The organism is Streptomyces gilvus (assembly GCF_022513565.1).
GTDB lineage: Bacteria > Actinomycetota > Actinomycetes > Streptomycetales > Streptomycetaceae > Streptomyces > Streptomyces gilvus.
This window is the reverse complement of the sequence record NZ_JAKWBE010000035.1, coordinates 14,177-37,751: the sequence shown is the minus strand read 5'-3', so window position 1 is coordinate 37,751 and position 23,575 is coordinate 14,177. Positions and strand designations below refer to the sequence as shown.

Genomic DNA, 23,575 nt, shown 5'->3' with positions numbered 1-23,575 from the left:
TCTCCCGCGCCATGGACGGCTAGGCCTTTGGGGCCATCCGAACCCGCGCCCCCGTAGGAGGTACGCCCCCATGGCAGGCAGACCCCGTGCGCTCGCCCGCAACGCCGCCCTGGTCGCCCTCGGCACACTCGTCCTGACCGCGATCGTCCCGGCCGCGTCGGCCCAGCCGCCGTCCGGCCCCGCCCCCACCGCCGCCCAGACCCTCGGCGCCGACAAACCGTCCGCCCAAGTCCTGCGCGCGCTCGAGCGAGATCTGCGCCTGACGCCGACTCAGGCGTCTGCCCGTCTGGTCAACGAGGCGGAGGCCGGAACCCGGGCCGGCATCCTGCACAACGCCCTGGGCACCCGCTTCGCCGGCGCCTGGGTCAAGGGCGCGACCTCCACCCAGCTGAGTGTCGCCACCACCTCCCGCGCCGACTTCCCGCTCATCCGGGCCCAGGGCGCCGAGCCGACCCTCGTCCGCTGGACCCTGAACGACCTGCGCACGGCCCAGAGCAAGTTGGACAAGGCGGCCGCCCACCGGATCACCGCCGACACCCCCGTGTGGTACACGGACGCCCGCACCAACCGGGTGGTCGTGGAGGCCAGAAGCCGTTCGGCGGCGACCGCGTTCGTCAAGGCGGCCGGCGTCGCGGCCGACCGTACCCGCGTCCTCGTCACGGCCAACCGCCCGCGCCTCCTGAAGGACCTCGTCGGCGGGGACGCCTACTACATCGACGCCAGCGCACGTTGCTCCATCGGATTCTCCGTCACCAAGGGCACCACGCAGGGCTTCGCCACCGCAGGCCACTGCGGCAAGCCCGGGGCGAAGACCACCGGCTACGACCAGACCGACCAGGGCACCTTCCGGGCCTCCACCTTCCCCGGCAAGGACATGGCCTGGGTGGGGGTCAACGCCAACTGGACCGCCACCCCCGACGTGAAGGCGGACAACGGGCAGACGGTGCAGGTCGCCGGTTCGGCCGAGGCAGTCATCGGCGCGTCCGTGTGCCGCTCCGGTTCCACCAGCGGGTGGCACTGCGGCACCATCCAGCAGACGGACGTGACCGTCGACTACGCCGAGGGCACCGTCAACGGCCTGACCCAGACGGACGTGTGCGCCGAACCGGGTGACTCCGGCGGCCCCTACATCTCCGGCGCGCAGGCGCAGGGCACGACCTCGGGCGGTTCCGGCGACTGCACCAGCGGCGGCACCACCTTCTTCCAGCCCATCAACGCGACGCTCAGCGACTTCGGCCTCACCCTGAAGACCACCGCCCAGACCGCCGCCTCGCAGAGCCCCGGGACGACCGGCGCCTGGAGCACGGGACGCGTCTACCGGGTGGGCGCCACGGTGACGCACGGACAGGCCCGCTTCCGCTGCCTGCGGACCCACCAGGCCCAGAGCGCCTGGGCCCCCGACGCCACGCCGGCTCTCTGGCAGCGTCTGTGACACCCGCTCTCCGCCCGGGCGCGCGAGACCACGTCACGCCCGGGCGGACAACTGCATGTCGGCAAGCACTGTGTACGCGGTCGCCACGAACGGGTCGTCGGCCCTGAGGCGGCGAGATAGTCGGCGAGGCGGGGCGGCAGCCCGTCGGGCCTCTCGCCCCAGTCGGTGAGATGGGACACGGCGTGGGTGACGTCGTAGGCGATGTGCCCCTCCACGGTCCATGGCTCGGGCGTCCGGGCCGACCATGTGGCGGCCGGCGCCTCGCCTTCGGGCGGGCGCGGATCCAGTCCGAAGCGGCGCTGAAAGGCGGAGAGCCCGAGCCGGACGCGTCGGTGGGCCGTGCCGCGCGTGCCATCGCCCAGTGGTTCCACAGGACGGCGGGCGCGGCCTGCGGACGCGACGGAAAGGCGTCCAGTGTGCCGGTGACGACGTCGATCCGGTTCTGGGTGAGCGGCGCGCGGTGCAGGAGGCCCGGCATCAGCAGTCCGCGCCGAGGACGCGGGCCGCGGCGAGCCCCAAGTCGCGGCCGGGGCCGCCCGCAGGGTCGGCCGGCCGGGCGGGGCCTCCGCCGTGAAGGTCGGAGACCACGCTCGAAGCGAGTCACGGCAGCGGCGTGCCGCCGGTCGCGTTGAGGATCTCCGCGGTGATGAAGCTCGCTTCCTGGGAGGCGAGACAGACGTACGCCGGGGCCAGTTCGGCGGGCTGCGCGGGACGGCCCATGGGGGCCTGTTTGCCGAACTTGGCCGGGTCCGGCATCGTGGCCGGGATCAACGGCGTCCACACCGGCCCGGGCGCGACGGCGTTGACGCGGATGCCGCGCTCCGCGACCATCTGGGCCAGCCCCTGAGTGAAGGTGACGATCGCGCCCTTGGTCATCGCGTAGTCCAGCAGATGCGGACTGGGCTTGTACGCCTGCACGGACGTGGAGTTGATGACGCTGCCGCCTCCCGGAATGTGTGGCAGGGCGAACTTGGTCAGCCAGAACATCCCGTACAGGTTCGTCCGCATGACGCGGTCGAACTGCTCGGTGGTGATGGCCTCGATGCCGTCGGGCTGCGACATCTGGAAGGCCGCGTTGTTCACCAGGACGTCGATGTGCCCGAACTCCGCGACGGCCCGGTCGACCAGCGCCCGGCAGTTGTCCTCCTCGCGGATGTCGCACGCCACGGCGACCGCCTTGCGGCCCGCGTCCTCCACCAGCCGCGCCGTCTCCCGCGCGTCGTCCGCTTCCGCCTCCAGATGCGTGAACAGCACGTCCGCACCCTCACGCGCGAAGGCCAGGGCCACAGCCCGTCCGATACCGGAGTCCCCGCCCGTGATCACCGTCCTACGGCCCGAGAGGCGGCCGGTGCCGCGATAGGACTCCTCACCGTGGTCGGGCGGCGGGTCCATCGGCCCGGTCCAGCCCGGATGCGGCTGGTCCTGCGAGGGGAACTCGGGCCGGGGATGCTGGGTGGTCGGGTCCTGCTGCACGCGCTGCTCGTCACTCATGCCGGCCTCCTGATCGTCCGGGCGGTACGCACAGGCCACTGGGTTCCCGGTTCCCAGGCCCCGAAAAGCCGCCCTGCCGCCGACGACCGCCCGGGCCGGCTACCCGCCCCAGTCGCAGATCTCGGCGGTCTCGCCGGACCACACGGAGCCGTCCATGCGCGAGTCGTACGCCGATCGCCGACGCTGCTGTCCGGCCCTCCCGCCCTGATCGGAGCGGGAAGCGGACCTGAGCCGCTGCCGCCGGGTCCTGATCACCGCGGTGTGGAGGGTGGTACGGACGGCGTCGGGAAGCTCACCGTCCTCCGCCCACCGCAGGACGTGCTGGGCGATCTCCCTGAGCTTGATGTTGGTGTGCTGGGAGACGAACTGCAGCACCTCCCAGCCCTCCTGAGAACGCAGACGCGCCGCGGCCATCAGCACCCCGATCGCCTGGTCGACCGCGGCATGCGACACCAGCGCCTGCCGCAGCTGGTCGACCTCCTCCTGGAGCGCGGCGATCTTGTCCACCGCGTCGTCTGGTGGGGCCATGTGAGGCTGCCTTCCCGTTCCCTGCTCACAGAGCCGCACCCGCGGCGGACGTCAGCACCGAGTCACTCCGCTCCACCCTCCGTCGCACTGATCACGGGTGCCAGCCGTATAACGAAGACTCACCGGGGCAGTAGCCAGAAAACGAAACCCGCCTGTTCCCGACGGCGCACACTCGGTTGCAGGCACCCGCGAAGACCGTCTGACCTGCGGTGACGGGTCGTTTCATCAGTGAGGGGAGAAGGCTGACGTGCAGACGCTCACCTTCGACAGCGACGACCTCGGCCGGACCGAGGAGTTCCTCAGCCGCGCCTACGCCAAGATGCACATCGGCAACGGCAGCCAGGACAGCAGCCGCGCCCGGATCAGCCGCAGCACCCTCGGCCCCGTCACGGTCGACGAGCTCGACCTCGACTTCGACATGAGCTACGCGGTCACCCCGCTGGGGCGGATCTGCCTCTGCCTGGTCCACGAGGGCACCATCCAGGACCACCGCTACCAGGGCGTCGAGGACGCCTTCGGCCCCGGTGACGTGGTGTCCTTCGCACCGCCCGAGCTGCCGTACGCGGGACGCATCTGCAGCGCCCGCTACAACATCACGATGCTCGACCCGGACGTGTTGTCGCAGGTGGCCGCAGACGGCGGGTCCGGTGGTGCGCCGGTACGGCTGACCGGTCACCGGCCGTTCTCCCCGGCTGCCGGGCAGCGGCTCACGCACACGATCAGCTACCTGCGCGACCACGTCCTGGCGGACCCCGGGGTCAGCGAGCATCCGCTGATCGTCTCCACGGCGGCACAACACCTGGCGGCGACCGTGCTGGCCACCTTCCCCAACACCGCCGTCGCCGAGCCGACCTCCTCCGACCGCCTGGACGCCCACCCGGTGGCCCTGCGCCGGGCGCTGTCCTACATGGACGACCACGCGGACGAGCCCCTCACGGTCGCCGACATCGCCGCCGCCGCCCATGTCACCGTCCGCGCGCTCCAGTACGCCTTCCGCCGCCATCTGGACACCACCCCCCTCGCCCACCTGCGCCGGATCCGTCTCGCCCACGCCCACCAGGACCTGACCGACGCCGACCCCACCCGCGGAGCCACGGTCACCGACGTCGCCGCCCGCTGGGGCTTCCACCACGCCGGCCGCTTCGCGAGCCTGTACCGCCAGGCCTACGGCCGCTCACCGCAGCGGACGTTGCGGGACGGGTGACGCCTGACGGGCTGTGACGGCCGGCGGGGGTCAGGGCCCGGGCCCTGGGTCGGGGTGTCCATCGGAAGATCACCGCCGACGCGATCCACGCGAGCGCCAGCCCCACCGGTACCTCCAGCGCGTCCCACCACCGGCCGTTCGCACCCGGCGCGCGCCCAGGACCTCGGCGACGGCCTCACCGACCGCCTTGCCGGCCACGAAATCGCGGAGGCGAGGTTCAGCAGAGCGAAGGCCAGTCCCAGCCACAGTGCGAGGCTGCTCCAGACACCGCCGTGCGCGCCGCGCCGCGTCGTCGTGAACGCCTCGTGCAGCACCTGGGCGCCGGCGCCGGGCACGATGTCACCGAGGACGCGTTCCGTCGGCGTAGTGGAACCGGGCGAAGGAGTCCATCAGCAGGCGCGCACCGCCGTGGTGCCGCAGCGCGGTCGGCGCCTCGTCGCCGGAGAGCTCCTCTCCGATGCCGGGTCAGCGTGCGATGCGGTGCCTGCGTCCGCCGCGGCGGAAGCGCATGGCCGCGTACGCGAGGTCGGCGAGGAGCAGGACGGCGCCGATGATCAGCAGGTAGAAGAGGCCGTGTGCGGCGAATCCGATGATGCCCAGAACGAGGGCCACGAGGATGAGGAGCAGGAACAGACTCATCGGCGCTCCCGGCGGTTTCGGGGGGTCAGCGGCGGGCGAGACGGCGTTCGCCGCCCGCCCCGGTCGAGTAGTCGAGCTCGTAGTGCGCGAAGATGTCCGGCTCGTCGGTGGCCGGCAGTTCGCCGTCGGTGTCGATGGTGGGGGCCTTCTTCACCACGTCCTTGGGATGGGTGATCCTGAGGTACCCGGGACCGACGGTCGCGCCGGACAGGGGAACGAACACCAGGCGGCGACGGGTGGGCAGACCCACGGTGACCGTCGCGAAGAAGGGTAGGTCGGTGCCGGTGTCCACGTAGACCGCTTCCAGGGTGCCGATCTTGTGGCCACTGGGGTCGACCACATCGTGTCCGCGCCATTCGCGGATGTCGCCTGCCTCGAACATCATCAGCCTCCGATGCTGGGGGTACCCCCGATCGTGGCATTGATGTCCGCGCGGGACCGCTCCGGATGAGGCCGTGCGAGGAATTGTTCACGCCCTCCGTGCGCTGTTGTACGCACAAGGACGGGACGCCGACGGCATGGGCGATGAGCCTGACCGAGGCGACAGACGATGGGAGGAGCCGACATGGCGGCACAGACGCAGCGGGCCGTGCTGGCGGGCGGATGCTTCTGGGGCATGCAGGACCTGATCCGCCGGCTCCCGGGCGTGACCGCGACCCGGGTCGGATACACCGGGGGAGACGTGCCGAACGCGACGTACCGCAACCACGGCACCCACGCGGAGGCCATCGAGATCCTCTACGACCCCGAGAAGACCGACTACCGCACCCTCCTGGAGTTCTTCTTCCAGATCCACGACCCGAGCACCAAGAACCGCCAGGGCAACGACATCGGCCTGAGCTACCGCTCCGCGATCTACTACGTCGACGACGAGCAGAAGCGCATCGCCGAGGACACCATCGCCGACGTGGACGCCTCCGGTCTGTGGCCGGGCAAGGTCGTCACCGAGGTCGAGCCGGTCGGCCCCTTCTGGGAAGCCGAGCCCGAGCACCAGGACTACCTGGAGCGCTACCCCGACGGCTACACCTGCCACTTCCCCCGCCCGGGCTGGCGCCTGCCCGCCCGCACCGAGGGCTGAGCCCCTCCGCCCCGGTCGTCGGAAAGGCCCCGTGCGACGGACTGGCCACCAGCGGGACGCGCACCCGCTGTGGCCAGTCCACGCATGTTCACCGACCGCCGAAGAGATCCACGGCGGTGGTACGCCGCGGGCGTACCGGCCGGGGAGTGGCGGGGACGACCACATGGACGTCCGACGGTCCTGTTACGACTCCTGTGGTGCTTCCTCGCGACTACCGCGCTCGCCTCCCGCCACACTCATACGGTGGTGTCGGTGAGCCCGACGGGGTTGCCGGAGGGCAGCAGTCCCGACGTCCGTACCGCCGCGGCCAACGGCGTGAGCAACTCGGCGAGACGTGCGGTGGCTTCCCGGCCGAGGACCTGCCAGGGCTGTTCGGCGAGGGAATCGGTCTGTTCCTCGACGGCGTCATGGGCCGCCGTGCCTTCCGCGGTCAGCGCCCCGTCCTCCGTCAGCCAGCCCCGCTTCCGCAGGTCCGCCTCGGCCGCGGCCCAGTCCGCCAGATCCCACTTGCGGCCCTCACGCAGCAGCGCGGCGTCGGAATCCCCGCTCGCGGCCTTCAGGGCCATGGCCGCGACGGGGGAGAGGCGATGGCCGACGAGCGTGGCGACGTGTCCGTCACCGCGGTGCTCGCGCAAGGTGGTCAGGGCCTGCCAGAGACGGGTGTGCGGCAGCTGGGGGCGGTCGAGGGCCTGGTTGGCGGCGGCCAGCGGCCGTCCGGCGGTGTCGGCGGCTTCCGCGGCGTTCCATGCCAGGTCCGCGGCCTCGGCCAGGCCCTCCGAGGTGATGACATCGGGGCCGAACATGCGCGTCATGGCCGCCCCCACGGCGTGTTCACGCGCCGCCAGGACATCCGGTGGGGCGGCGTACCGCCAGGCGTCCGGGAGCGCCCGTGCCACGCGCTCGGGATGGAAGACGTAGAAGCACGCGGTGACGACCGAGGCGGGTGCGGCGCCGAGCGGAGCCGCACGCAGGGCGAAGTAGCCCATCCAGAATCCGCGCATCCCGAGCTCGACGGCGGCCCGGCGGGCTTCGGGTGCGAAGTAGACGAGATCGTGGACCGGTTCAAGCCGTTCCCACATCGCCCGTGCCGCTCTCGTCCCCATGCCGCACCCTCCTGCCGGTCGATCCGGACACGCGTCGTCCAGTGGGCTGCCGGCACCAAGCATGGGTTATGACGGTGGTCATAACAAGCTCTGCGGCCCCTTCGATACGTCGGGCCTCTTCCGCTCTGTTGACACTCCCCAGTCGCAACCCTATGTTCCATCGCGAGATAGATCCGATGAATCACAGAGCCGTCTGGAGGCGTCGTGTCCCATCGCTCCGTGTCCGATCCGTCCAGACGCTCCGTCCTCGCCACCGGATCAGCCCTGAGCGGCGCGCTTCTGACGGCGGGACTGGCCGCCCCCCAGGCATCGGCCGACGAGAACGAGGCGACGGCGTCCGCCAGGAATCCCGCACACACCTCCGACCCCTGGCGCTCCGTTCTCGACGACGCGGACATGGTGTGGCAGCGGATGCCGACGGCCTGGTACGAAGGCCCGTTCCTCGGCAACGGCTTCCTCGGCTCCGGCATCTACGCCGAGCCGGGCGCCACCACGACGGCCGTGCGCTTCAACGTCCAGCACTCCGAAGTCCAGGACCATCGTCCCGAGTTCGGTTCCCTCTTCGGCCTGGCCCGACTGCCCATCGGCTACTTCACCCTGGAACCGGTGGGAGCGATCACCGGCATCGACTGGCGGCTGTCGCTGCACGACGCCGAGTTGACCGGCACACTGACCACCGAGAAGGGCACGTTGGCGCTGCGTGCCCTGGTCCACAACGACCGCTCGGTCCTGGTGGTGGAAGTGACACCGAGCGAGGGCGAGCGCGACTTCCGCTGGGTCTTCCATCCCGCCGACGCGATCAGCCCACGAGCCGCCTTCAAACCCCTCCCGGACGGCTACCGAGGCAACCCTCCCGCCCAGGTCGCCGACCACGACGGAGTCAGCGCCGCCGTCCAGCCGCTGTTGTCGGGCGGCCAGCACGTCACCGCATGGCGCCAGCGCTCCACCGGCCGAAGGCGCACGCTGTACGTGCACGTCGCGCACTCCTATCCGCAGACCACGGCCCTGAACCGGGCGCTCAGGTCGATCCGCACCACCGCCCACCTTCCCTACGACGCTCTCGCACTCACCCACCGGGCCTGGTGGCACGCCTATTACCGCAAGAGCTTCCTGTCCCTGCCCGATGCCCGCATGCAGCGCTTCTACTGGATCCAGCTGTACAAGACCGCCTCCGCCGCCCGCCGCGACGCCCCCGTGATGGCCACCAGCGGCCCGTGGCTGGAGCCGACCCCGTGGCCCAACACCTGGTGGAACCTCAACGCCCAGCTCGAGTACTGGCTCATCCATGGCTCCAACCACCTTGAACTCGACGCCATCACACGGGCGTTGAGCGAGTACCGGGACAACCTCGCCGCCGAGGTGGCGCAGCCGTACCGGAGCGACTCGCTCGGCATCCCCCGCACCACCGATCCTCACCTGGTCAACGGCGCGGCCAGCCCGCTCATGGGCTACGGCGTCGGCATCCCGGGTCAGGACCCGCCCACCCCCGAAGTCGGCGATCTGACCTGGGCGTTGCACAACGTGTGGCTCAGCTACCGCCACACCATGGACACCGCCATCCTGCGCGACGTCCTCTTCCCTCTCCTCCGCAAGGCCGTCAATTACTACCTGCACTTCCTCGAGCCCGGCCCCGACGGCAGACTCCACCTGCCCGCCACCTTCTCTCCGGAGTACGGCGGCGACTCCCGGGACTGCAACTACGACCTGATGCTGCTGACCTGGGGCTGCCGCACCCTCGTCGAATCGGCCGAACTCCTCGGTCTCGACGACCCCTTGGTGCCCCGTTGGCGGGAAGTGCTGGCCAAACGCGTGCCGTACCCCACGGACGCCAACGGCTTCATGATCGGCGCGGACATCCCGTTCGCGAAGTCGCACCGCCACTACTCGCATCTGCTCGCGGTCTACCCCCTCTACGAGGTGACCGGCCGCACCCCCGACGAACGCGCCCTCATCGAGAGGTCACTGGCCCACTGGGTCGGGTTCGAAGGCGCCCTGCAGGGCTACACCTTCACGGGCGCGGCCTCGATGTCGGCGCTGCTGGGCAAGGGCGACGACGCCCTGCACTACCTCGACCAACTCATGACCCGCTTCATCCAGCCCAACACCATGTACCAGGAGTCGGGCCCGGTGATCGAGACTCCCCTGTCGGCGGCCCAGTCCCTGCACGACATGATCTGCCAGTCCTGGGGCGGCACCATCCGGGTCTTCCCCGCGCTGCCCGCCGCCTGGGCGGACCTGGTCGTGCACGACTTCCGCACCCAGGGCGCCTTCCTGCTCAGCGCCCGCCGCCAGTCCGGGACCACGCGCTGGGTCCGGGTGCACAGCGAAGCCGGCGCCTCCTGCGTCGTACGACACGGCATCGACGGACCGGTCGAGGTGCGCGACGAACGGGGTCGCCCGCTCCGGTACACGCAAGCCGGTGACGGCGCGATCAGGATCGCGCTGCGCAAGGGCGAGACCGCGCTCATCATCGCCCGCGGCGACCACCCCGATCTGACCATCACTCCCGTTCCACCGAATCAGGACGCACCGCGCTGGGGGCTGCCCGCGTAGGCACCCGCCCCTCGGTCCCTTCGGCAGCGGCGGGTGCGGTGAGGTGATCGCGGACCGGTGAGTTCGACGCAGCTGACGGTCAGGCGGCCGAGTAGCCGCCGCTCCCTCATGCTCGCCGCGGCAACTTCACCCGACGCCCCAGCCCGAACTCCTCGGCTTCATCGTCGCTGACCACGGCGAAGGTTCCCGAGGGACTCAACAACCGGGGTGGGCATGGCCGCATCCTGGCAGACGATCACAACAGTCGACGCTCGCCCCAACTTCACCGCACCTTCACACCGCGCCGACGGATCTGCCGCTCCATGCCGGGCACCCGGGGTTCACCGGAGCCGATGGAGGGTGGCGTTGTGATCGTCGTGGCGGTGCTGGTGGTTCCCCTGCTCGGTGGGCTGCTGCTCTTGATGGACCGTGTCGAGGACTGGCTGACCGCGGCGCCCGGCCCCCCACGGCACGCGCATGCGCGGCGGCATCTGAAGCTGATCCCCGGCGGGCTGCAGAAGGCTCGTGACATGCCCGCACCGGAGTCGGCACGGCGTGCGCCGGACGCGGCATGAGGCTTCGACACCCCCGGTGCGCTCGACACGGTGAGGCCGCGGTAATCCGGGCGCGGCGGGGTAATGGGACGCCGATCAGCCCCCGTTGAGAAGGAGCCGACGATGACTGATGACGCCTACCTGTTCCTGCTCGGCGACGTCTCCGCGCCGCTCGGGGTGCCCCCTGCCGCCGTCGGCGACCTCGCCTGCATGGAGACGCCCGCCGTACGCGCGTGGCTGGACGCGCAGAAGAGCACGCCCATCTCCGCATCTGCGACTGCTGCCGCCGGAGGAGACCGGGGCCATTCCCGAGGGGGGCCGAGCGGCTGCCCGTCCCGCTCAGCGACGAGGAACTGAGCCGCGTCCGCCACTACTTGACATCCGAGCCGCTCGCGCGGGTCGAGGAGGAGCTGCTCGCCTACCGCGACTGCTCCGACGGCCGCGACAACCTCATCGGACGCGCCCTCGCCGCCGGCGTCCCGCCGCACCGCATCGTCGAACTGACCGGAGTGGACCCCGCGACGGTCACGCATGCGGCGCGCGGCTGACTACCCGCCCGCCCCGGCCGTACCCGGATCAGCGGTGGACCGGCGTCGCCGTGGTCTGCTGCTCCGTCTCGGCCCGGGCGGTGCCTCCGGGGTGGCGCAGCGCGCAGAAGAAGCCGATGCCCAGGGCGATGGCCATGCCGTAGAAGACCCACTGGTTGGCCTCGGCGAAGTCCATGCGGATCGTCGACATCGCATCCCGCGTCATCGTCGCCGCCGTACCCGAACCGGTGGGCTGCCGCGTGTCCCCGTTGCCGGCGATCGCCTCCGCGGTGTCCTGCGCCACGGAGTGCGCGGCGGTCGAGGACAGGCCACGGGCGGTGAGGCTCCGCACCACGTTGTCGGTCATGGCATGGTTCAGCACGGTTCCGAACACGGCCAGACCGATGCTGGCGGCGTAGTTGCGAACGGTCTGGGTGATGCCGGTGACCTCGCCGTAGGTGGCGTCGATGGAGCGGTTGACGGCGTCCGTCGAGGCGGGGGCGAGGATGAAGCCGATGCCGGCGCCCGCGAGGGCGGCGTAGGGCCACTGGTCGTGCATGGACAGGTCGGTGAGTTTGCCCGCCCACAGGGCGAAGCCCACGGCGCCGACCACGCACCCGATCTTCATGGCCGGTCGTGCTCCCTGCTTGTCGAGGATGCGGCCGCCCCACTGGGAGGCGATCGCGAACCCGGCGAAGAAGTAGAGCAGGAACAGGGCGGCCTGGTCGGGGGAGGCGCTGAGGGAGACCTGGGCGTAGACGGAGGCGAAGAAGAACAGCGGGACGAACGCCAGCATCGCGAAGAACAGCACCAGCGAGTCGACCGTGAAGGCGCGGTCGCGGAAGACCGCCAGGTTGATCAGCGGATGACGGGTCCCCAGCTCGTAGCGGCAGAACACGCCCAGTACGGCCAGACCGCCGATGACGCACCCCCAGGTCGCGGCGCTGTCCCAGCCCCACGCGGAGGCCTGCTGGAAGCCGAGCACGCTCAGACCCATGCCGGCCGCGACCAGTACGGCGCCGACGACGTCCAGTGTCTCGTCGCGGCGGCGGTCGGAGATACGGGCGAGGGCGGTCAGGATCAGGGCGACGACGGCGACCGGTACGTTGACCCAGAAGATCGCGCGCCAGGTCCAGGACGTCAGCCAGCCGCCGAGCAGCGGGCCCAGCGCGGTGAGGGCGCCGGTCAGCCCGAAGAACAGAGCGAGGGCCCGGCCCCTGCGCTGGACGGGGAAGACCGCCACGACCACCGCCAGCGCCGCGGGAAAGAGCAGCGCGGCGCCCAGCCCTTGCGTGGCCCGGAAGACGATCAGCCAGGTCAGCGCGGAGTCGCCCTTGGGGACGCAGCCGCACAGGACCGAGGAGACGACGAAGACCAGGGTGCCGATGACCACGACACGGCGGGGGCCGAACAGGTCGGCGAGGCGTCCGCCGAGGGCGAAGAAGGCGGCCAGGGCCAGCAGATAGGCGTTGACCACCCACCGCATCCCCGACGCGCTCAGGTGCAGCTCGTAGACGATGTCGGGTGCCGCGATGGACACGATCGTCTGGTCGATGAAGGTCATCGCCACCGCGAACATCATGGCGGCGAGAGCCAGTGACTGGGAGGGCGCGGGAGCGGCGTGAGCAGCCCTGCTCCCAGCGCGTTCGGTGTTTCTACCGATCACCCGACCAGGATGCGCCCACGGTCCCGATGCCGCATCCGATACGGTCTCGGCCTGCGGGTTCACTGTTCCAGTACGACGATCCCCTGCACCGCGCGGCTCAGCACCATCACGCCCGTGACGATCAGCAGGGCGCCGAGCGCGGCCGGCGCCAGCCACCAGCCCGTGCGGATCTCCTCGTCGAACAGCACGACCCCCAGCGCGAGGCTCACCGCCGCGTCGCCGATGGTCAGCGCCGGCTGGGACGCGGCCAGCGGGCCGACCTGCAGGGCGTTCTCCAGCAGGAGCACCGCCATGACTCCGGCCAGGGCGAAGCCGTAGGTCTGCCAGGAGGTGAGGAAGGCCGTGAAGCCGTGGTCGGCGAAGGTGCCCGTCGCCGATTTGAGCAGGGCGGCCGTGACGGCGTTGGCGATCGCGGCGGCGGCCCCCAGAAGAGCGGCCCGCACCACCGCCGGGCGGCCTTGGCCGGACAGCAGGACGGCGGCGGCCACCGCGCCCAGGCAGGGGCCGAGACCGAGGATCCAGCGCGCCGGTGAAGCCTGGTGGGTGGCCCCGTGCGGGGCGGCCGAGACGAGGACCAGCGCCAGGCCCGCCACCACGGCGCTCACTCCCCACCAGCCCCAGGCCGGCAGCCGTCGGTGCATCAGCGGCGCGGCGATCATGAGAGCGAAGGGCAGCTCCAGGATGAACAGCGGCTGGACCAGGGCCAGCGGGCCGTTGACCAGGGCCAGACTCTGGAAGAGCGCGGCGCCGATCACACCGGCCATGCCGATCACCCAGGCGGGCCGGCGCACCAGTTCCCCCAGCAGGCGCAGTCCCCGCTTGTCGGCGGTGGAGGCGGCCTTGCGCTGGAAGGCGGTGCCCATGGCATTGCTCGCGGCGCCCGCGACGGCGAAGACAGCGGCGAACTCGATCATGCGGCGCCTCGGCTGGAAGGTACAGGACTCTGTCCGGTTGCCCCGCAGGCCCCGAGTTTCCCCCGCGGGCCCCGAGCAGCCCTCAGCCTACGAGGCGGCCGGAGCCCGGGCATACGGGATCTTCCGGAAGTCTGCATGGTCGCCGCCAGTGGGGAACTCTGGTGGGTATGGGCACGACCGCACTGATCGTCATCGACATGATCAACACCTATGATCACGCCGACGCCGAACTGCTGCTGCCCTCGGTCACGGAGGTCGTACCACGGGTGGCCGCCCTGCTGGAGCGAGCCCGCGACAACGACGTACCGGTCATCTACGTCAACGACAACTTCGGTGAATGGCGCTCGCACCACGGCGAACTCCTCGACAAGGCCCTGTCCGGTCCGCACGCGGCACTCGTGGAACCGCTCGTGCCCGACGACCGCTCCCTCTTCGTCGTCAAGGCACGCCACTCGGTCTTCTTCGAGACGCCGTTGAACTACCTGCTCTCCCAACAGGGCATCGACCACCTGGTGTTGTGCGGTCAGGTCACCGAACAGTGCATCCTCTACTCGGCGCTGGACGCCCACATCCGCCACTTCGACGTGACCGTTCCCCAGGACGCGGTGGCCCACATCCACGCCGACCTCGCCCAGGCCGCACTGCGCATGATGGAACGCAACATGGGCGCCCAGGTGCGTGACGGCGACGATCTGTGGCGCGGCTGAGCACGGTCCGTTCACTTTCCCCGTTGAGTATCTTCCCGTGAACTGCCCTTCTCCGGACCGAGGTTGACGCGGGTTCCCCCTGAGGTGGATCATCCCCTTCGCAGAAGCCGACGGACAGCGGCTCGGAGTTCGCGGAGTCGTGTGCGTGCTCGTAGCCGGTCGACCACCTGACGCGCCGTCATTCGTCTTGTCCGCTCGGCCACTTCGAACTCTCTCAGGTCCGGGGGGACCTTCATGACCACAAGCAGTACCAGGCGCGGAAACGCCTCGAAGCGCCGCCGCGTCAGCCTCTTGGCCGCGTTCGCGGCGCTCGCCGTCGGGGGCGGCATGGCGGTGCCGATGACGGCACTGGCCACCAGTGGGGCCGCGCCCGCGGCGACCGGTCTGCAGCAGGACTTCAAGGACGCCGCCGACGCGTATCACGTCCCGCGCCAGGTGCTGCTCGCGGTGGCGTACCAGGAGTCCGCCTGGGAGACCCACCCCGGGCAGCACAGCACGGACGGCGGCTTCGGGCCGATGCACCTGACCGACGTCACCCCGGCCATGATGGCCGGCGGCGACGCGGGCGCGGCGGGCCGAGGCGATCTGACCAAGCTGGCCGCCGACCCGGCCCTGCACACCGTTCAGGCCGCCGCGAAGCTGACCGGACTGCCGGCGCGGAAGCTGCGCACCGACCCGTCCGCCAACATCCGCGGCGGCGCGGCCCTGCTCGCCTCGTACCAGAAGGCCGCGACCGGCTCCACCTCCGCGGACCCCGGCAAGTGGTACGCGGCCGTGGCCCGTTACAGCCAGTCCACCCGCCGCCAGGGCGCCGAGGCCTTCGCCGACCGCGTCTTCGCCACCATGAAGAGAGGCGCCCACCGCACCACGACCGACGGGACCCGCGTCTCACTGACCGCCGACACCGAAGTGCGCCCGGCCACCGGCCAGTTGGCGTCGCTGCACCTGAAGGCCGCGGCGGACACGACCACCGAGTGCCCCACCACCGTCGCCTGCACCTTCGTCCCCGCGTCGCCGTCCAACGGCCAGGTCTCCAACCGCCCCGCCAACGGCATCCGGATCGACACCATCGTCATCCACGACACCGAGAGCTCCTACGACGCCGCCATCACCACCTTCGAGCAGGCGGGCGGCGCCGCGGCGCACTACGTGATGCGCTCCTCCGACGGCGCGGTCACGCAGATGGTCCCCACCAAGGACCTCGCCTTCCACGCGGGCAACTACTCCACCAACATGCACTCCATCGGCATCGAGCACGAGGGCTACGCCGCCCACGGCGCGACCTGGTACACCGAGGCGCAGTACGAGGCCACGGCCGACCTGGTGAAGTACCTCGCCGACCGCTTCGGCATACCGCTGGACCGCGAGCACGTCATCGGCCACGACAACGTCGCCGGCCCCAAGTCCTCCCTCGTCTCCGGCATGCACTGGGACCCGGGGCCGGGCTGGGACTGGAACCACTTCATGAACCTGCTCGGCGTGCACACCCGGCGCCACGGCGTCGGCCCCGTCGGCTCGGTCGTCACCATCGCCCCGCGCTTCGACACCAACGTGCAGACCGTCCAGATCTGCCCCTCCGACGACCCGACCGGCGCCACCACCGCCTGCACCGAGACGCAGCAGAAGGCGAACTTCGTCTACCTGCGCACCGAGCCCAGCGACACCGCCCCGCTCTTCGGCGACCAGGCCATCCACCCCGGCGCGGCCGGCACCGACCGCATCAACGACTGGGGCAGCACGGCCGTGGCCGGACAGCAGTTCGTCGTCGCCGACCAGGACGGCGACTGGACCGCCATCTGGTACAGCGGCGCGAAGGTGTGGTTCCACAACCCGCACGGCTGCAACACCGCGCCGGCCCACGGCGTGAAGGTGATCACGGCGGCCGGCACCTCCCCGGTGGCGGTGTACGGCTCCAGCTACCCCGACGCCTCCGAGTACCCCTCGGGTCTGTCGCCCTCCACACAGGCCCCGCTGAGCATGTACACCGTGCCCACCGGCCAGGCCTATGTGGCGACCACCGCACCGTCCCTCACCGACGACTACTTCCCCTCCAGCGGACGGGTCGTCACCGGCGCCAAGGCGATGTACACCATCCAGTACAACCACCGCGTCGCCCTCGTGTACGCGGGGGACGTCACGGCCACGGACTCGTGACGCGCGGCTGAGCACGCTGCACGACCCCGGTGCCCAGGAGGATCCCGCCTCCTGGGCACCGGGCGTACGCGGCTTGCGGCGCGTGCGTCAGACGAGCCGGGCGAGGGCCGCTTCGGACGGACTGCCGGGCGCCGCCTGATAGGCGATGATCACTTGGTGCTCGGCGCCGCCGACCGTGAGCGCCTGGCGTCGCAGGGCGAGATCACCGACGACGGGATGCACGAACCGCTTGAGCTCGTCGCGCGAGGGCCGTGCGTCGTGACGCGCCCACAGCCGGCGGAAGTCCTCGTCCGCCTCCAGCTCGGCGACCAGACGGGCGGTTGTGGGATCGCGCGGGTCGGCCTCGGCGCGCAGGGCCGCGGCGGTCTGGGCGGCGATCTCCGGCCAGTCCGGGAGCAGTTGACGCACCGCGGGCTCGAGGAACATGTCGCGGGCCAGATTGTGCCCGGGCTCGTACATCGGGCCGAGAGCGCGGGCCGGCTTGTTGGCGGCCAGCACGTCGAAGCGCCGGTTGCGCACGTACGCCGGACTGCCCGCCCACGCCTCCAGCAGCTGGTGCACGTCCGCCGAAACCTCGCTCTCCACCGGCCTTTCCGCATCCGGCGCGTCGGCGAGGGAGAGCAGGTACGCCGTCGCGTCGGCGTCCAGCTCCAGCGCCCGCGCGAGCGCCCGCAGCACCTGCGGCGACGGATGCCGGTCGACGCCCTGCTCCAGCCGCGTCAGATACGGCTCGCTGATACCGGCCAGCCGTGCCAGCTCCTGCCGCCGCAGCCCCGCGACCCGCCGCCGGCCGGGAAGGGCCAGGCCGGCGTGCGAGGGCGGGACCCGTCCCCGACGCGCCTTGAGGAACTCTCCCAGGACGTTGTCGCTCACCATGCTCTCGAAGGTAACCCTCCCGGGGTGCTGGCTGCGGCCCGCCGCATCTCGCACGGTGGAGGCATGAGCAAGACATGGTTCATCACCGGCGCGTCCCGCGGCTTCGGCCGGATCTGGGCCGAGGCCGCCCTGGCCCGCGGCGACAGCGTCGCCGCCACGGCGCGTCGCCCCGAGTCCCTGCGATCCCTCGTCGACACCTACGGCGAGCGCGTCCTCCCACTGCGGCTGGACGTCACCGACCGAGAAGCCGCCGCCGGCGCCGTCCAGCGGGCCGCGGACGCCTTCGGCCGCCTGGACGTGGTCGTCAACAACGCGGGCTACGGCCTGTTCGGCATGGTCGAGGAGACCACCGAGGAGCAGGCCCGCGCCCAGCTCGACACCAACCTGCTGGGCCCGCTGTGGGTGACCCAGGCGGCACTGCCCTTCCTGCGCGCCCAGGGCCGCGGTCACCTCGTGCAGGTGTCCAGCCTCGGCGGCCTCGCCGCCTTCCCCACCCTGGGGCTGTACAACGCGTCCAAGTGGGCCCTGGAAGGAATGAGCGAGGCGCTCGCGCAGGAGGTCGGACCCCTCGGCATCCGCGTCACCATCGTCGAACCCGGCCCCTACGGAACCGACTGGTCCGGTACGTCCGCGGTGCACACCCACCCCCTCCCCGCCTACGGACCCGTCCGCGAGGCCCGCCGCGCCGGCGCCGCCGCCCGCGCACCCCAGGACCCCCGGGCCACCGCCGGCGTCATCCTCGAACTGGTCGACACCGACGAACCGCCCCTGCGCCTGTTCCTGGGCACCTACCCCTATCCCGTCGTCGAGGCCGCCTACCGCCAACGCCTCGAGACCTGGAACACCTGGCGCCCCCTCGCTGCCAGGGCCTGACCAGGAAGCGTCCTTTGCACCACCGAGACACGGAAACAGGAGCAGACGTGCCCGGTCGGCCCATTCCTCCCAGGGTTGCCGACAGCGCGGGGCGGATATTCGCGCACCGCCCGGGTAGGACGTGGTCCATCGGTCCGCTCGAAGGGACGTGACGTGCAAGGACTGGTCCGCGTGGTGGTCGGCGGGGAGATCGTCGTGGCCAAATACGGGGATCTCATCGACGACGTACTGGAGGAGCCGCTGTACTGCCCCCGCTGCGGCCGTACGACGGGCCTGACCCTGGTCGCCCGTGGGCGCGAGGCCCACCTGGAGTGCGCCGAGGGCCACGAATGGACCGACCCCGAGGTCGCCGCCTGCGGAGTACGCCAACTGCTCCACCTGGGGGCGCAGGGCGCCGAGGGTCGGTTTCCCGGCGCGGCGGTCAAGATCGACATGCTGCCGCGGATCACCGAGGACCGAACTCTGTACCCGCCCCCGCCCGACGCCCCCGAGCGTCAACTGCGCTGGGAGGGCCGGGTGGTGACCACGACCGGCATCGCACCGCTGACCGACTGCCTCCACTGGGCACGACGGCTGTGCGTCTGGGAGACGTCTACGAGTGGCTGTACCCGCCTGCGGGCGGCAACGCCCTCGACGCGCACATGACCGTCGTACTCGTGGCCCTGGCTCTCTACGCGGCCTGTGCCGAACAGGAACTGCCCCGCTGCGACCAGGTACCGCTGCGCCCGGCGTTGGACCTGCTGTCGGATGACGGGCTGCGCCGGGTGCGCCCGGCGGGTGTGGGCGGTCGGCTGCGGGTGACCGACGTCCACCGGCTCGCGACCGCGTCACCGGAGACCTTCGAGCGGTGGCGCCGGGCCGCCCACCGAGTGCTCGACGCGAACCTCGACGACCGGGACGCCATGGTCCTTTCGGACCGCAACAGGCACCTGCCCACCCTGCCCGACGACTGGACCTGGTACGCCGAACAGCCCTGACCGACTCTGTTCCTACGGGAAGCTCTGGCGGACCCCCTGCATCCTCCCCAGTTCCCTTTCCGTGAACGCGCGGAAGCTGCGCGGCGGGCGGCCGGTGAGGCGCAGGACGGCGTCAGTGGTGCGATCTTCGCTGCCCTCGGCGATGGCGCGGTCCATTCCGGCGAGCATGGCCGCGAAATCCGGGGGCATGTCCGTGGCCAGTCGGTCGCGCATCTGCTCGTAGCTGAGCTGTCGATGGGTGACGCTTGTACCGGTGACCTCGGTCACAACGGCGGCGATGTCGCCGTAACTCAGCGCCTGCGGACCGGTGATGACCAGGTCGGTGTTGGGGGCCTGGGCGGCCGTCAGGGCGTGCACGGCGACCGCGGCGATGTCGTCGGCGTCCACGAAGCCGACACGGCCGTCACCGGTGGCGGTCAGAAGGGTCCCGTGCTCGCTGATGCTCCGCGCGTGGAGGTGGTCGCCGGTGAAGTTCTGCATGAACCACGACGGCCGTAGCACCGCCCATTCGTCGAAGAGGTCGGGAAGCGCCTGGTGCACCTGTCCGGTGGCCGGACCGCCGCAGGGGATGGCCGAAGAGCTGAGCAGCACCGTCCGACGCACCCCGGCCGCACGGCCCAGCCGCAGGAAGGGCAGCATGACGGCGGCCGGTTCCCGGGAGCCAAGCGGTGGGATGACGTAGACCCGGTCCACGCCATCGAGGGCCTGGTCGAAGGTCGCCGGGTCGTTCCAGTCGAAGACGACGGACTCAGCCGCGTCCTGACGCCGACCGGTGCGCCGGCTGGCAGCCTTCACCGGGTGGCCGGCTGCGAGGAGTTGGGAGACGACCCGGCTGCCGGTGGTGCCGGTGGCTCCGATGACCAGGATCGCTGGGAGAGTGGTCATCGGTTGCTCCCCGTGAAGTCGGTCGTCGGGTCCTGGACGAGAACGAGGGGATTCCAGTAGTCGCGGTAGTGGGTGATACGGCCGTTCTCGACGGTCACAACGGCGATGTACGTCATGTCGTAGGCGCTGTCGCTCGTGACCAGGCGGCCGACGGCGCGCATATCGACCACGATGGTCTGCTCGGCCGTGGTCTGGTAGATGTGCACGTGGGGGAAGTCGTGGAGATCGATGTGGTCGGGATAGTCGCGCATGTAGTCGGCGATCGCGGCCTTGCCCTCCAGCCGCTGGGGCCAGCCGTCGGGCGCGAAGGGGAACTCGAAGACGCCGTTGTCGTCCCAGAGATCGATCCAGGCGGGGATGTCCTTCTTCAACAACAGGGCCAGGCCGTGGCGATAGAGGTCCGCCGGTGCGGTGTTCATGGGCATGAGTACTCCTCCCGTACGATACGGACCCGAGGTCCGTTTCGATTCGACGATACGGACCCGGGGTCCGTTTTTGCAAATGGAGGAGCCGTATGCCCGAGCGCAGACCACGTAAGGACGCAGCCCGTAACCGGGCGGCCGTCCTGGCGGCCGCGGACAGCCTCTTCGCCCGCGGCGAGAGCGTCGAGGCCGTCACCATGGCCGATGTGGCAGCGGAAGCCGGGGTCGGCAAGGCGACCCTGTTCAGGGCCTTCGGAGACCGCACCGGATTGATCCAGGCGCTGTACGCGGCGCGGCTCCGACCGGTCATGGAGGCCGTGGAGGAGGGGCCGTCGCCCTTGGGCCCGGCCACCCCCGCGCGGCAGCGCGTCCCGGCCCTGCTGGACGCCATCCTGTGCTTCAAGCTCGACAACCGCCATCTCGCCCTGGCCCTGGAGGAAGCCGGAAGCGGAGGGCCCTACCAGGCGGAACAGTACGACTGGTGGCACCACACCCTGCAGGCCGCACTGGAAGAGATCCCCGGCCTCCCCGACGCCGCCTTCACCGCCCACGCCCTGCTTGCCGCCACCCGCGCCGACCTCGTCGAACACCTCGCGGGCCAACAGCAGATGCCCCGCCAACAACTCCGAGCTCACCTCGCGGCCTACACCGCCCGACTCCTGGATGCAGGCGGACAGATCGGCTGAGTCGCCGTGGGCCCGGATTTCCCGGCGCAGCGACCGGGTGCCCGAACTCGTGCGCGACGTTCCGTTCACGTTTCCCGCTGGGTGGGGGCCTTCCGCGGTGTCTGAGCCGGTCCCCGATGGGGCAGGGTGGACGCGAGATCTGGTGCGGAGGGAGGCGGGGCCGGTGCGGGTGGTCGTCACGGGTGGGTCCGGTTTCTTGGGAAGGCTGCTGGCTGAACGTCTCGTGCGCACGGGGCAGTTGGGAGGTGCTCCGATCGACCGGCTGGTGCTGGCCGACCAGGTGACGCAGCCCGACCGCGCGCTGGTGGCCGACCCGCTGGTGGAGGTGGTCCGCGGCGACCTGGCCGCGTGCTGTCCGGAACTGTTCGCCCAACCGGTGGATGTGGTCTTCCATCTCGCCGCCGCGGTGTCTGCGGCGTGCGAGGCGGACTTCGAGCTGGGCCTGCACGCCAACGTGGACGCCACGCGGGCCGTTCTCGACGCGGCCCGGGCGCAGGCGGCGGCGGGCGGCCCGGTGGTGCGACTGGTGTTCGCCAGCAGCATCGCCGTCTACGGCTCCAGCCCCGACCTGCCACTGCCCGCGGTGGTCAGCGAAACCACGCTCCCGCTGCCGCAGTCCAGCTACGGCACACAGAAACTGATGTGCGAGCACCTGATCACGGACATGACCCGCCGTGGCCTGCTCGACGGCCGGGTCGCCCGGCTGATGACGGTGGCGGTCCGCCCGGGCGCCCCCAACGCCGCCGCCTCGGGCTTCATCTCCGCCCTCATCCGCGAGCCACTCGCCGCCCGGCCGACGGTCTGCCCGGTCGACCCGTCCCTGCGCGTGGCGGTTGCCTCCCCGCGCCGCACCATCCAGGCGCTGACGCATATCGCCGAGGCCGAACGCGGCACCGGCCCGGGCCGCCTGAACCGTGTGCTGCCCGTCAATCTGCCCGCGCTGACCGTCTCCGTGGCCGAGATCCTGGCCGCGCTGCGCGAGGTGGCCGGAGGGGACGTGGCGGACCTGGTGAGCCTGGCACCCGATCCCGCCGTCGAAGCCATCGTCGGCTCGTGGCCGGCCGTCTTCGACTCCGAGCGCGCTGCCGCACTGGGACTGCAGCCTGATCCCAGCTTCCTCAGTGTGGTCAGGGAGTACGTCGAAGATCACCGGGACGCCGTGACGTGGCAGTCCCGTCATCGCACGTGATAAATCCGGCGACGGCGCCGATCAGCCCCCGGATACTGGTCCCTCATGGATGAGGTCGAGGTCGTCGTCGCCCATTCCGAGCGCGCGACCCTGCGCGTCGGCGATGTGTTTGTGAAGGTGGACGCCGATCAGGCGCGCATCGACGCCGAGGTCGAGGCGATGTCCCTCGCGCCGGTGCCAACTCCGCGGGTCCTGTGGCGCAAGCCGCCCGCGCTCGCGCTCGCCGCGCTGACAGGGACGACGCTCGGACGCCTCGGCGGGCCGTCGACCGGGTCGCCGACGGCATGGGCCTCGGCCGGCGCCGCCATCCGGAAGTTGCACGACGCGCCACTGCCGCCGAGGCTCGGCAGGGCCGGCCGGAGCGTCACCACGCTGGTGGCGGAGTTGGACGACGAGTGCGAGTGGCTCGTGACGAACGGCGTCCTGCCCGCGGACCTGGTCTCCCGCAACCGCCGGGTGGCCGAGGCCGCGCTGCGGCCGTGGACGCCGGCGTTCACCCACGGCGACCTGCAGATCGCGCACCTCTTCGTCGACGGCGACGAGGTCACGGGCATCATCGACTGGTCCGAGGCGGGCCGGGGTGATGCCTTGTACGACCTGGCCACCTTCACGCTCGGACACGAGGAGCACCTGGACGACCTCATCGCCGGCTACGGCACCGACGTCGACCGCGACGTGATCCACGCGTGGTGGTCGTTGCGAAGCCTGCTTGCCGTCCGATGGCTTCTCCAGCATGGTTTCGACGCGTTCGCGCCCGGGTGCGAGGTCGACGTGCTGAGATCCCACATGTGAGGTCGTCCGGGGCCGGCCGGTACTGCTGTGACGCTGTTGTGGCAGAAGATATGGCCCGCGTCACAGCCACGCCGATCTCGCCAGTGAGGCCTCTCCGCTCCGGCCCTGCCGGACGCCGGGCCACTGGGAGCGGTCCCTGCACGTGGTCGACTACACCGTCAGTTACGTGCCGCTGCAGTTCGTCTGCGAGACCCGCGGTGGTAGCTACGCCGCCGCCACGGTCCCCGGCTTTCTCAACCCGGCGGTCCTGGGCCTCGCGCTGGCATCCGCCGCAGGCGCCGGCACCGCTGCCCTGCTTCCCACCCTTGCTCGATCTATCGATACTCGATAGATTCCCATCGTGATT

General features: G+C 71.0%; 24 protein-coding genes and 2 pseudogenes. 15 read left to right on the top strand and 11 right to left on the bottom strand.

Going from position 1 to position 23,575, the window contains the following annotated elements:
* Positions 1 to 70 precede the first annotated feature (70 nt).
* On the top strand, positions 71 to 1,432 hold the full coding sequence (locus MKW14_RS35405) for a trypsin-like serine protease (protein ID WP_240870077.1): 1,362 nt from the start codon (positions 71 to 73) through the stop codon (positions 1,430 to 1,432).
* 110 nt (positions 1,433 to 1,542) lie between these two features.
* On the opposite strand, the pseudogene MKW14_RS35400 reads toward MKW14_RS35405, so the two are convergent.
* From MKW14_RS35400 to MKW14_RS35390, 3 genes and pseudogenes are all read right to left on the bottom strand, one after another.
* Positions 1,543 to 1,755, bottom strand: a pseudogene (locus MKW14_RS35400) (DUF6895 family protein); the annotation flags it as partial.
* 277 nt (positions 1,756 to 2,032) lie between these two features.
* A complete protein-coding gene (locus MKW14_RS35395; protein WP_240870075.1) occupies positions 2,033 to 2,923 on the bottom strand; it encodes an SDR family oxidoreductase in 891 nt (296 codons plus the stop codon).
* A gap of 99 nt (positions 2,924 to 3,022) precedes the next feature.
* Positions 3,023 to 3,451, bottom strand: a complete 429-nt coding sequence (locus MKW14_RS35390; RefSeq protein ID WP_240870073.1) for an ANTAR domain-containing protein — start codon at positions 3,449 to 3,451, stop codon at positions 3,023 to 3,025.
* Between the two features lie 247 nt (positions 3,452 to 3,698).
* On the opposite strand from MKW14_RS35390, the gene MKW14_RS41400 reads away from it, so the two are divergent.
* On the top strand, positions 3,699 to 4,655 hold the full coding sequence (locus MKW14_RS41400; RefSeq protein WP_240870072.1) for a helix-turn-helix transcriptional regulator: 957 nt from the start codon (positions 3,699 to 3,701) through the stop codon (positions 4,653 to 4,655).
* A gap of 465 nt (positions 4,656 to 5,120) precedes the next feature.
* On the opposite strand, the gene MKW14_RS35380 is transcribed toward MKW14_RS41400, so the two are convergent.
* Positions 5,121 to 5,294, bottom strand: coding sequence for a hypothetical protein (locus MKW14_RS35380; protein ID WP_240870070.1), 174 nt, complete (start codon positions 5,292 to 5,294; stop codon positions 5,121 to 5,123).
* Between the two features lie 25 nt (positions 5,295 to 5,319).
* The gene (locus MKW14_RS35375; RefSeq protein WP_240870158.1) at positions 5,320 to 5,676 is read right to left on the bottom strand and encodes a PRC-barrel domain-containing protein; all 357 of its coding nucleotides are present in this window, start codon (positions 5,674 to 5,676) and stop codon (positions 5,320 to 5,322) included.
* Between the two features lie 183 nt (positions 5,677 to 5,859).
* On the opposite strand from MKW14_RS35375, the gene msrA reads away from it, so the two are divergent.
* Positions 5,860 to 6,372, top strand: coding sequence for a peptide-methionine (S)-S-oxide reductase MsrA (msrA, locus tag MKW14_RS35370; RefSeq protein WP_240870068.1), 513 nt, complete (start codon positions 5,860 to 5,862; stop codon positions 6,370 to 6,372).
* 236 nt (positions 6,373 to 6,608) lie between these two features.
* Here msrA and MKW14_RS35365 read toward each other — a convergent pair whose 3' ends face one another.
* The gene (locus tag MKW14_RS35365; protein WP_240870066.1) at positions 6,609 to 7,475 is read right to left on the bottom strand and encodes an SCO6745 family protein; all 867 of its coding nucleotides are present in this window, start codon (positions 7,473 to 7,475) and stop codon (positions 6,609 to 6,611) included.
* Between the two features lie 219 nt (positions 7,476 to 7,694).
* On the opposite strand from MKW14_RS35365, the gene MKW14_RS35360 reads away from it, so the two are divergent.
* The 3 genes and pseudogenes from MKW14_RS35360 (at position 7,695) to MKW14_RS35350 (ending at position 11,109) form a co-directional block, all read left to right on the top strand.
* Positions 7,695 to 10,028, top strand: coding sequence for a glycosyl hydrolase family 95 catalytic domain-containing protein (locus tag MKW14_RS35360; RefSeq protein WP_240870064.1), 2,334 nt, complete (start codon positions 7,695 to 7,697; stop codon positions 10,026 to 10,028).
* Between the two features lie 347 nt (positions 10,029 to 10,375).
* Positions 10,376 to 10,582, top strand: coding sequence for a hypothetical protein (locus MKW14_RS35355; RefSeq protein ID WP_240870062.1), 207 nt, complete (start codon positions 10,376 to 10,378; stop codon positions 10,580 to 10,582).
* Between the two features lie 102 nt (positions 10,583 to 10,684).
* A pseudogene (locus MKW14_RS35350) lies at positions 10,685 to 11,109 on the top strand (DUF6003 family protein).
* Between the two features lie 28 nt (positions 11,110 to 11,137).
* On the opposite strand, the gene MKW14_RS35345 reads toward MKW14_RS35350, so the two are convergent.
* Both MKW14_RS35345 and MKW14_RS35340 read right to left on the bottom strand, forming a co-directional pair.
* The gene (locus MKW14_RS35345; RefSeq protein WP_374116643.1) at positions 11,138 to 12,667 is read right to left on the bottom strand and encodes an MFS transporter; all 1,530 of its coding nucleotides are present in this window, start codon (positions 12,665 to 12,667) and stop codon (positions 11,138 to 11,140) included.
* A gap of 146 nt (positions 12,668 to 12,813) precedes the next feature.
* Positions 12,814 to 13,668 (bottom strand): DMT family transporter, encoded by an 855-nt coding sequence (locus tag MKW14_RS35340; RefSeq protein WP_240870060.1) that lies wholly within the window; start codon positions 13,666 to 13,668, stop codon positions 12,814 to 12,816.
* Positions 13,669 to 13,835: 167 nt separating this feature from the next.
* Here MKW14_RS35340 and MKW14_RS35335 point away from each other — a divergent pair, with 167 nt between their 5' ends.
* Both MKW14_RS35335 and MKW14_RS35330 read left to right on the top strand, forming a co-directional pair.
* A complete protein-coding gene (locus tag MKW14_RS35335; RefSeq protein WP_240870058.1) occupies positions 13,836 to 14,375 on the top strand; it encodes a cysteine hydrolase family protein in 540 nt (179 codons plus the stop codon).
* A 234-nt stretch (positions 14,376 to 14,609) separates the two neighbouring features.
* On the top strand, positions 14,610 to 16,529 hold the full coding sequence (locus MKW14_RS35330; protein ID WP_240870056.1) for an N-acetylmuramoyl-L-alanine amidase: 1,920 nt from the start codon (positions 14,610 to 14,612) through the stop codon (positions 16,527 to 16,529).
* A gap of 87 nt (positions 16,530 to 16,616) precedes the next feature.
* On the opposite strand, the gene MKW14_RS35325 is transcribed toward MKW14_RS35330, so the two are convergent.
* Positions 16,617 to 17,405: a helix-turn-helix domain-containing protein gene (locus MKW14_RS35325; RefSeq protein WP_240870054.1), complete on the bottom strand. Its 789-nt coding sequence runs from the start codon at positions 17,403 to 17,405 to the stop codon at positions 16,617 to 16,619.
* A 63-nt stretch (positions 17,406 to 17,468) separates the two neighbouring features.
* Here MKW14_RS35325 and MKW14_RS35320 point away from each other — a divergent pair, with 63 nt between their 5' ends.
* The 3 genes from MKW14_RS35320 (at position 17,469) to MKW14_RS35310 (ending at position 19,255) form a co-directional block, all read left to right on the top strand.
* A complete protein-coding gene (locus MKW14_RS35320; protein WP_240870052.1) occupies positions 17,469 to 18,278 on the top strand; it encodes an SDR family NAD(P)-dependent oxidoreductase in 810 nt (269 codons plus the stop codon).
* Between the two features lie 153 nt (positions 18,279 to 18,431).
* Positions 18,432 to 18,923: a hypothetical protein gene (locus MKW14_RS35315; protein WP_240870050.1), complete on the top strand. Its 492-nt coding sequence runs from the start codon at positions 18,432 to 18,434 to the stop codon at positions 18,921 to 18,923.
* Positions 18,920 to 19,255, top strand: a complete 336-nt coding sequence (locus tag MKW14_RS35310; RefSeq protein ID WP_240870049.1) for a hypothetical protein — start codon at positions 18,920 to 18,922, stop codon at positions 19,253 to 19,255. The genes MKW14_RS35315 and MKW14_RS35310 overlap by 4 nt, the downstream gene beginning before the upstream one ends.
* Positions 19,256 to 19,267: 12 nt before the next feature.
* Here MKW14_RS35310 and MKW14_RS35305 read toward each other — a convergent pair whose 3' ends face one another.
* Together MKW14_RS35305 and MKW14_RS35300 are read right to left on the bottom strand one after the other, a co-directional pair.
* The gene (locus tag MKW14_RS35305; RefSeq protein WP_240870047.1) at positions 19,268 to 20,140 is read right to left on the bottom strand and encodes an NmrA family NAD(P)-binding protein; all 873 of its coding nucleotides are present in this window, start codon (positions 20,138 to 20,140) and stop codon (positions 19,268 to 19,270) included.
* Complete coding sequence (locus MKW14_RS35300) at positions 20,137 to 20,565, bottom strand: nuclear transport factor 2 family protein (RefSeq protein WP_240870045.1); 429 nt, start codon at positions 20,563 to 20,565, stop codon at positions 20,137 to 20,139. Before MKW14_RS35300 ends, MKW14_RS35305 begins: the two co-directional genes overlap by 4 nt.
* Positions 20,566 to 20,654: 89 nt before the next feature.
* On the opposite strand from MKW14_RS35300, the gene MKW14_RS35295 reads away from it, so the two are divergent.
* The 4 genes from MKW14_RS35295 to MKW14_RS35280 all read left to right on the top strand — a co-directional run bounded on the left by MKW14_RS35295 (position 20,655) and on the right by MKW14_RS35280 (position 23,560).
* Complete coding sequence (locus tag MKW14_RS35295; RefSeq protein WP_240870044.1) at positions 20,655 to 21,248, top strand: TetR/AcrR family transcriptional regulator; 594 nt, start codon at positions 20,655 to 20,657, stop codon at positions 21,246 to 21,248.
* A gap of 163 nt (positions 21,249 to 21,411) precedes the next feature.
* Complete coding sequence (denD, locus tag MKW14_RS35290) at positions 21,412 to 22,437, top strand: D-erythronate dehydrogenase (RefSeq protein WP_240870043.1); 1,026 nt, start codon at positions 21,412 to 21,414, stop codon at positions 22,435 to 22,437.
* 45 nt (positions 22,438 to 22,482) lie between these two features.
* Entirely contained in the window at positions 22,483 to 23,229 is a 747-nt protein-coding gene (locus MKW14_RS35285) for a phosphotransferase family protein (protein ID WP_240870042.1), read from the top strand.
* A gap of 142 nt (positions 23,230 to 23,371) precedes the next feature.
* Positions 23,372 to 23,560 carry a hypothetical protein gene (locus MKW14_RS35280; protein WP_240870041.1) on the top strand — a complete coding sequence of 63 codons (189 nt, stop codon included), beginning with the start codon at positions 23,372 to 23,374 and terminating at the stop codon, positions 23,558 to 23,560.
* The last annotated feature ends 15 nt before the right edge of the window (positions 23,561 to 23,575 follow it).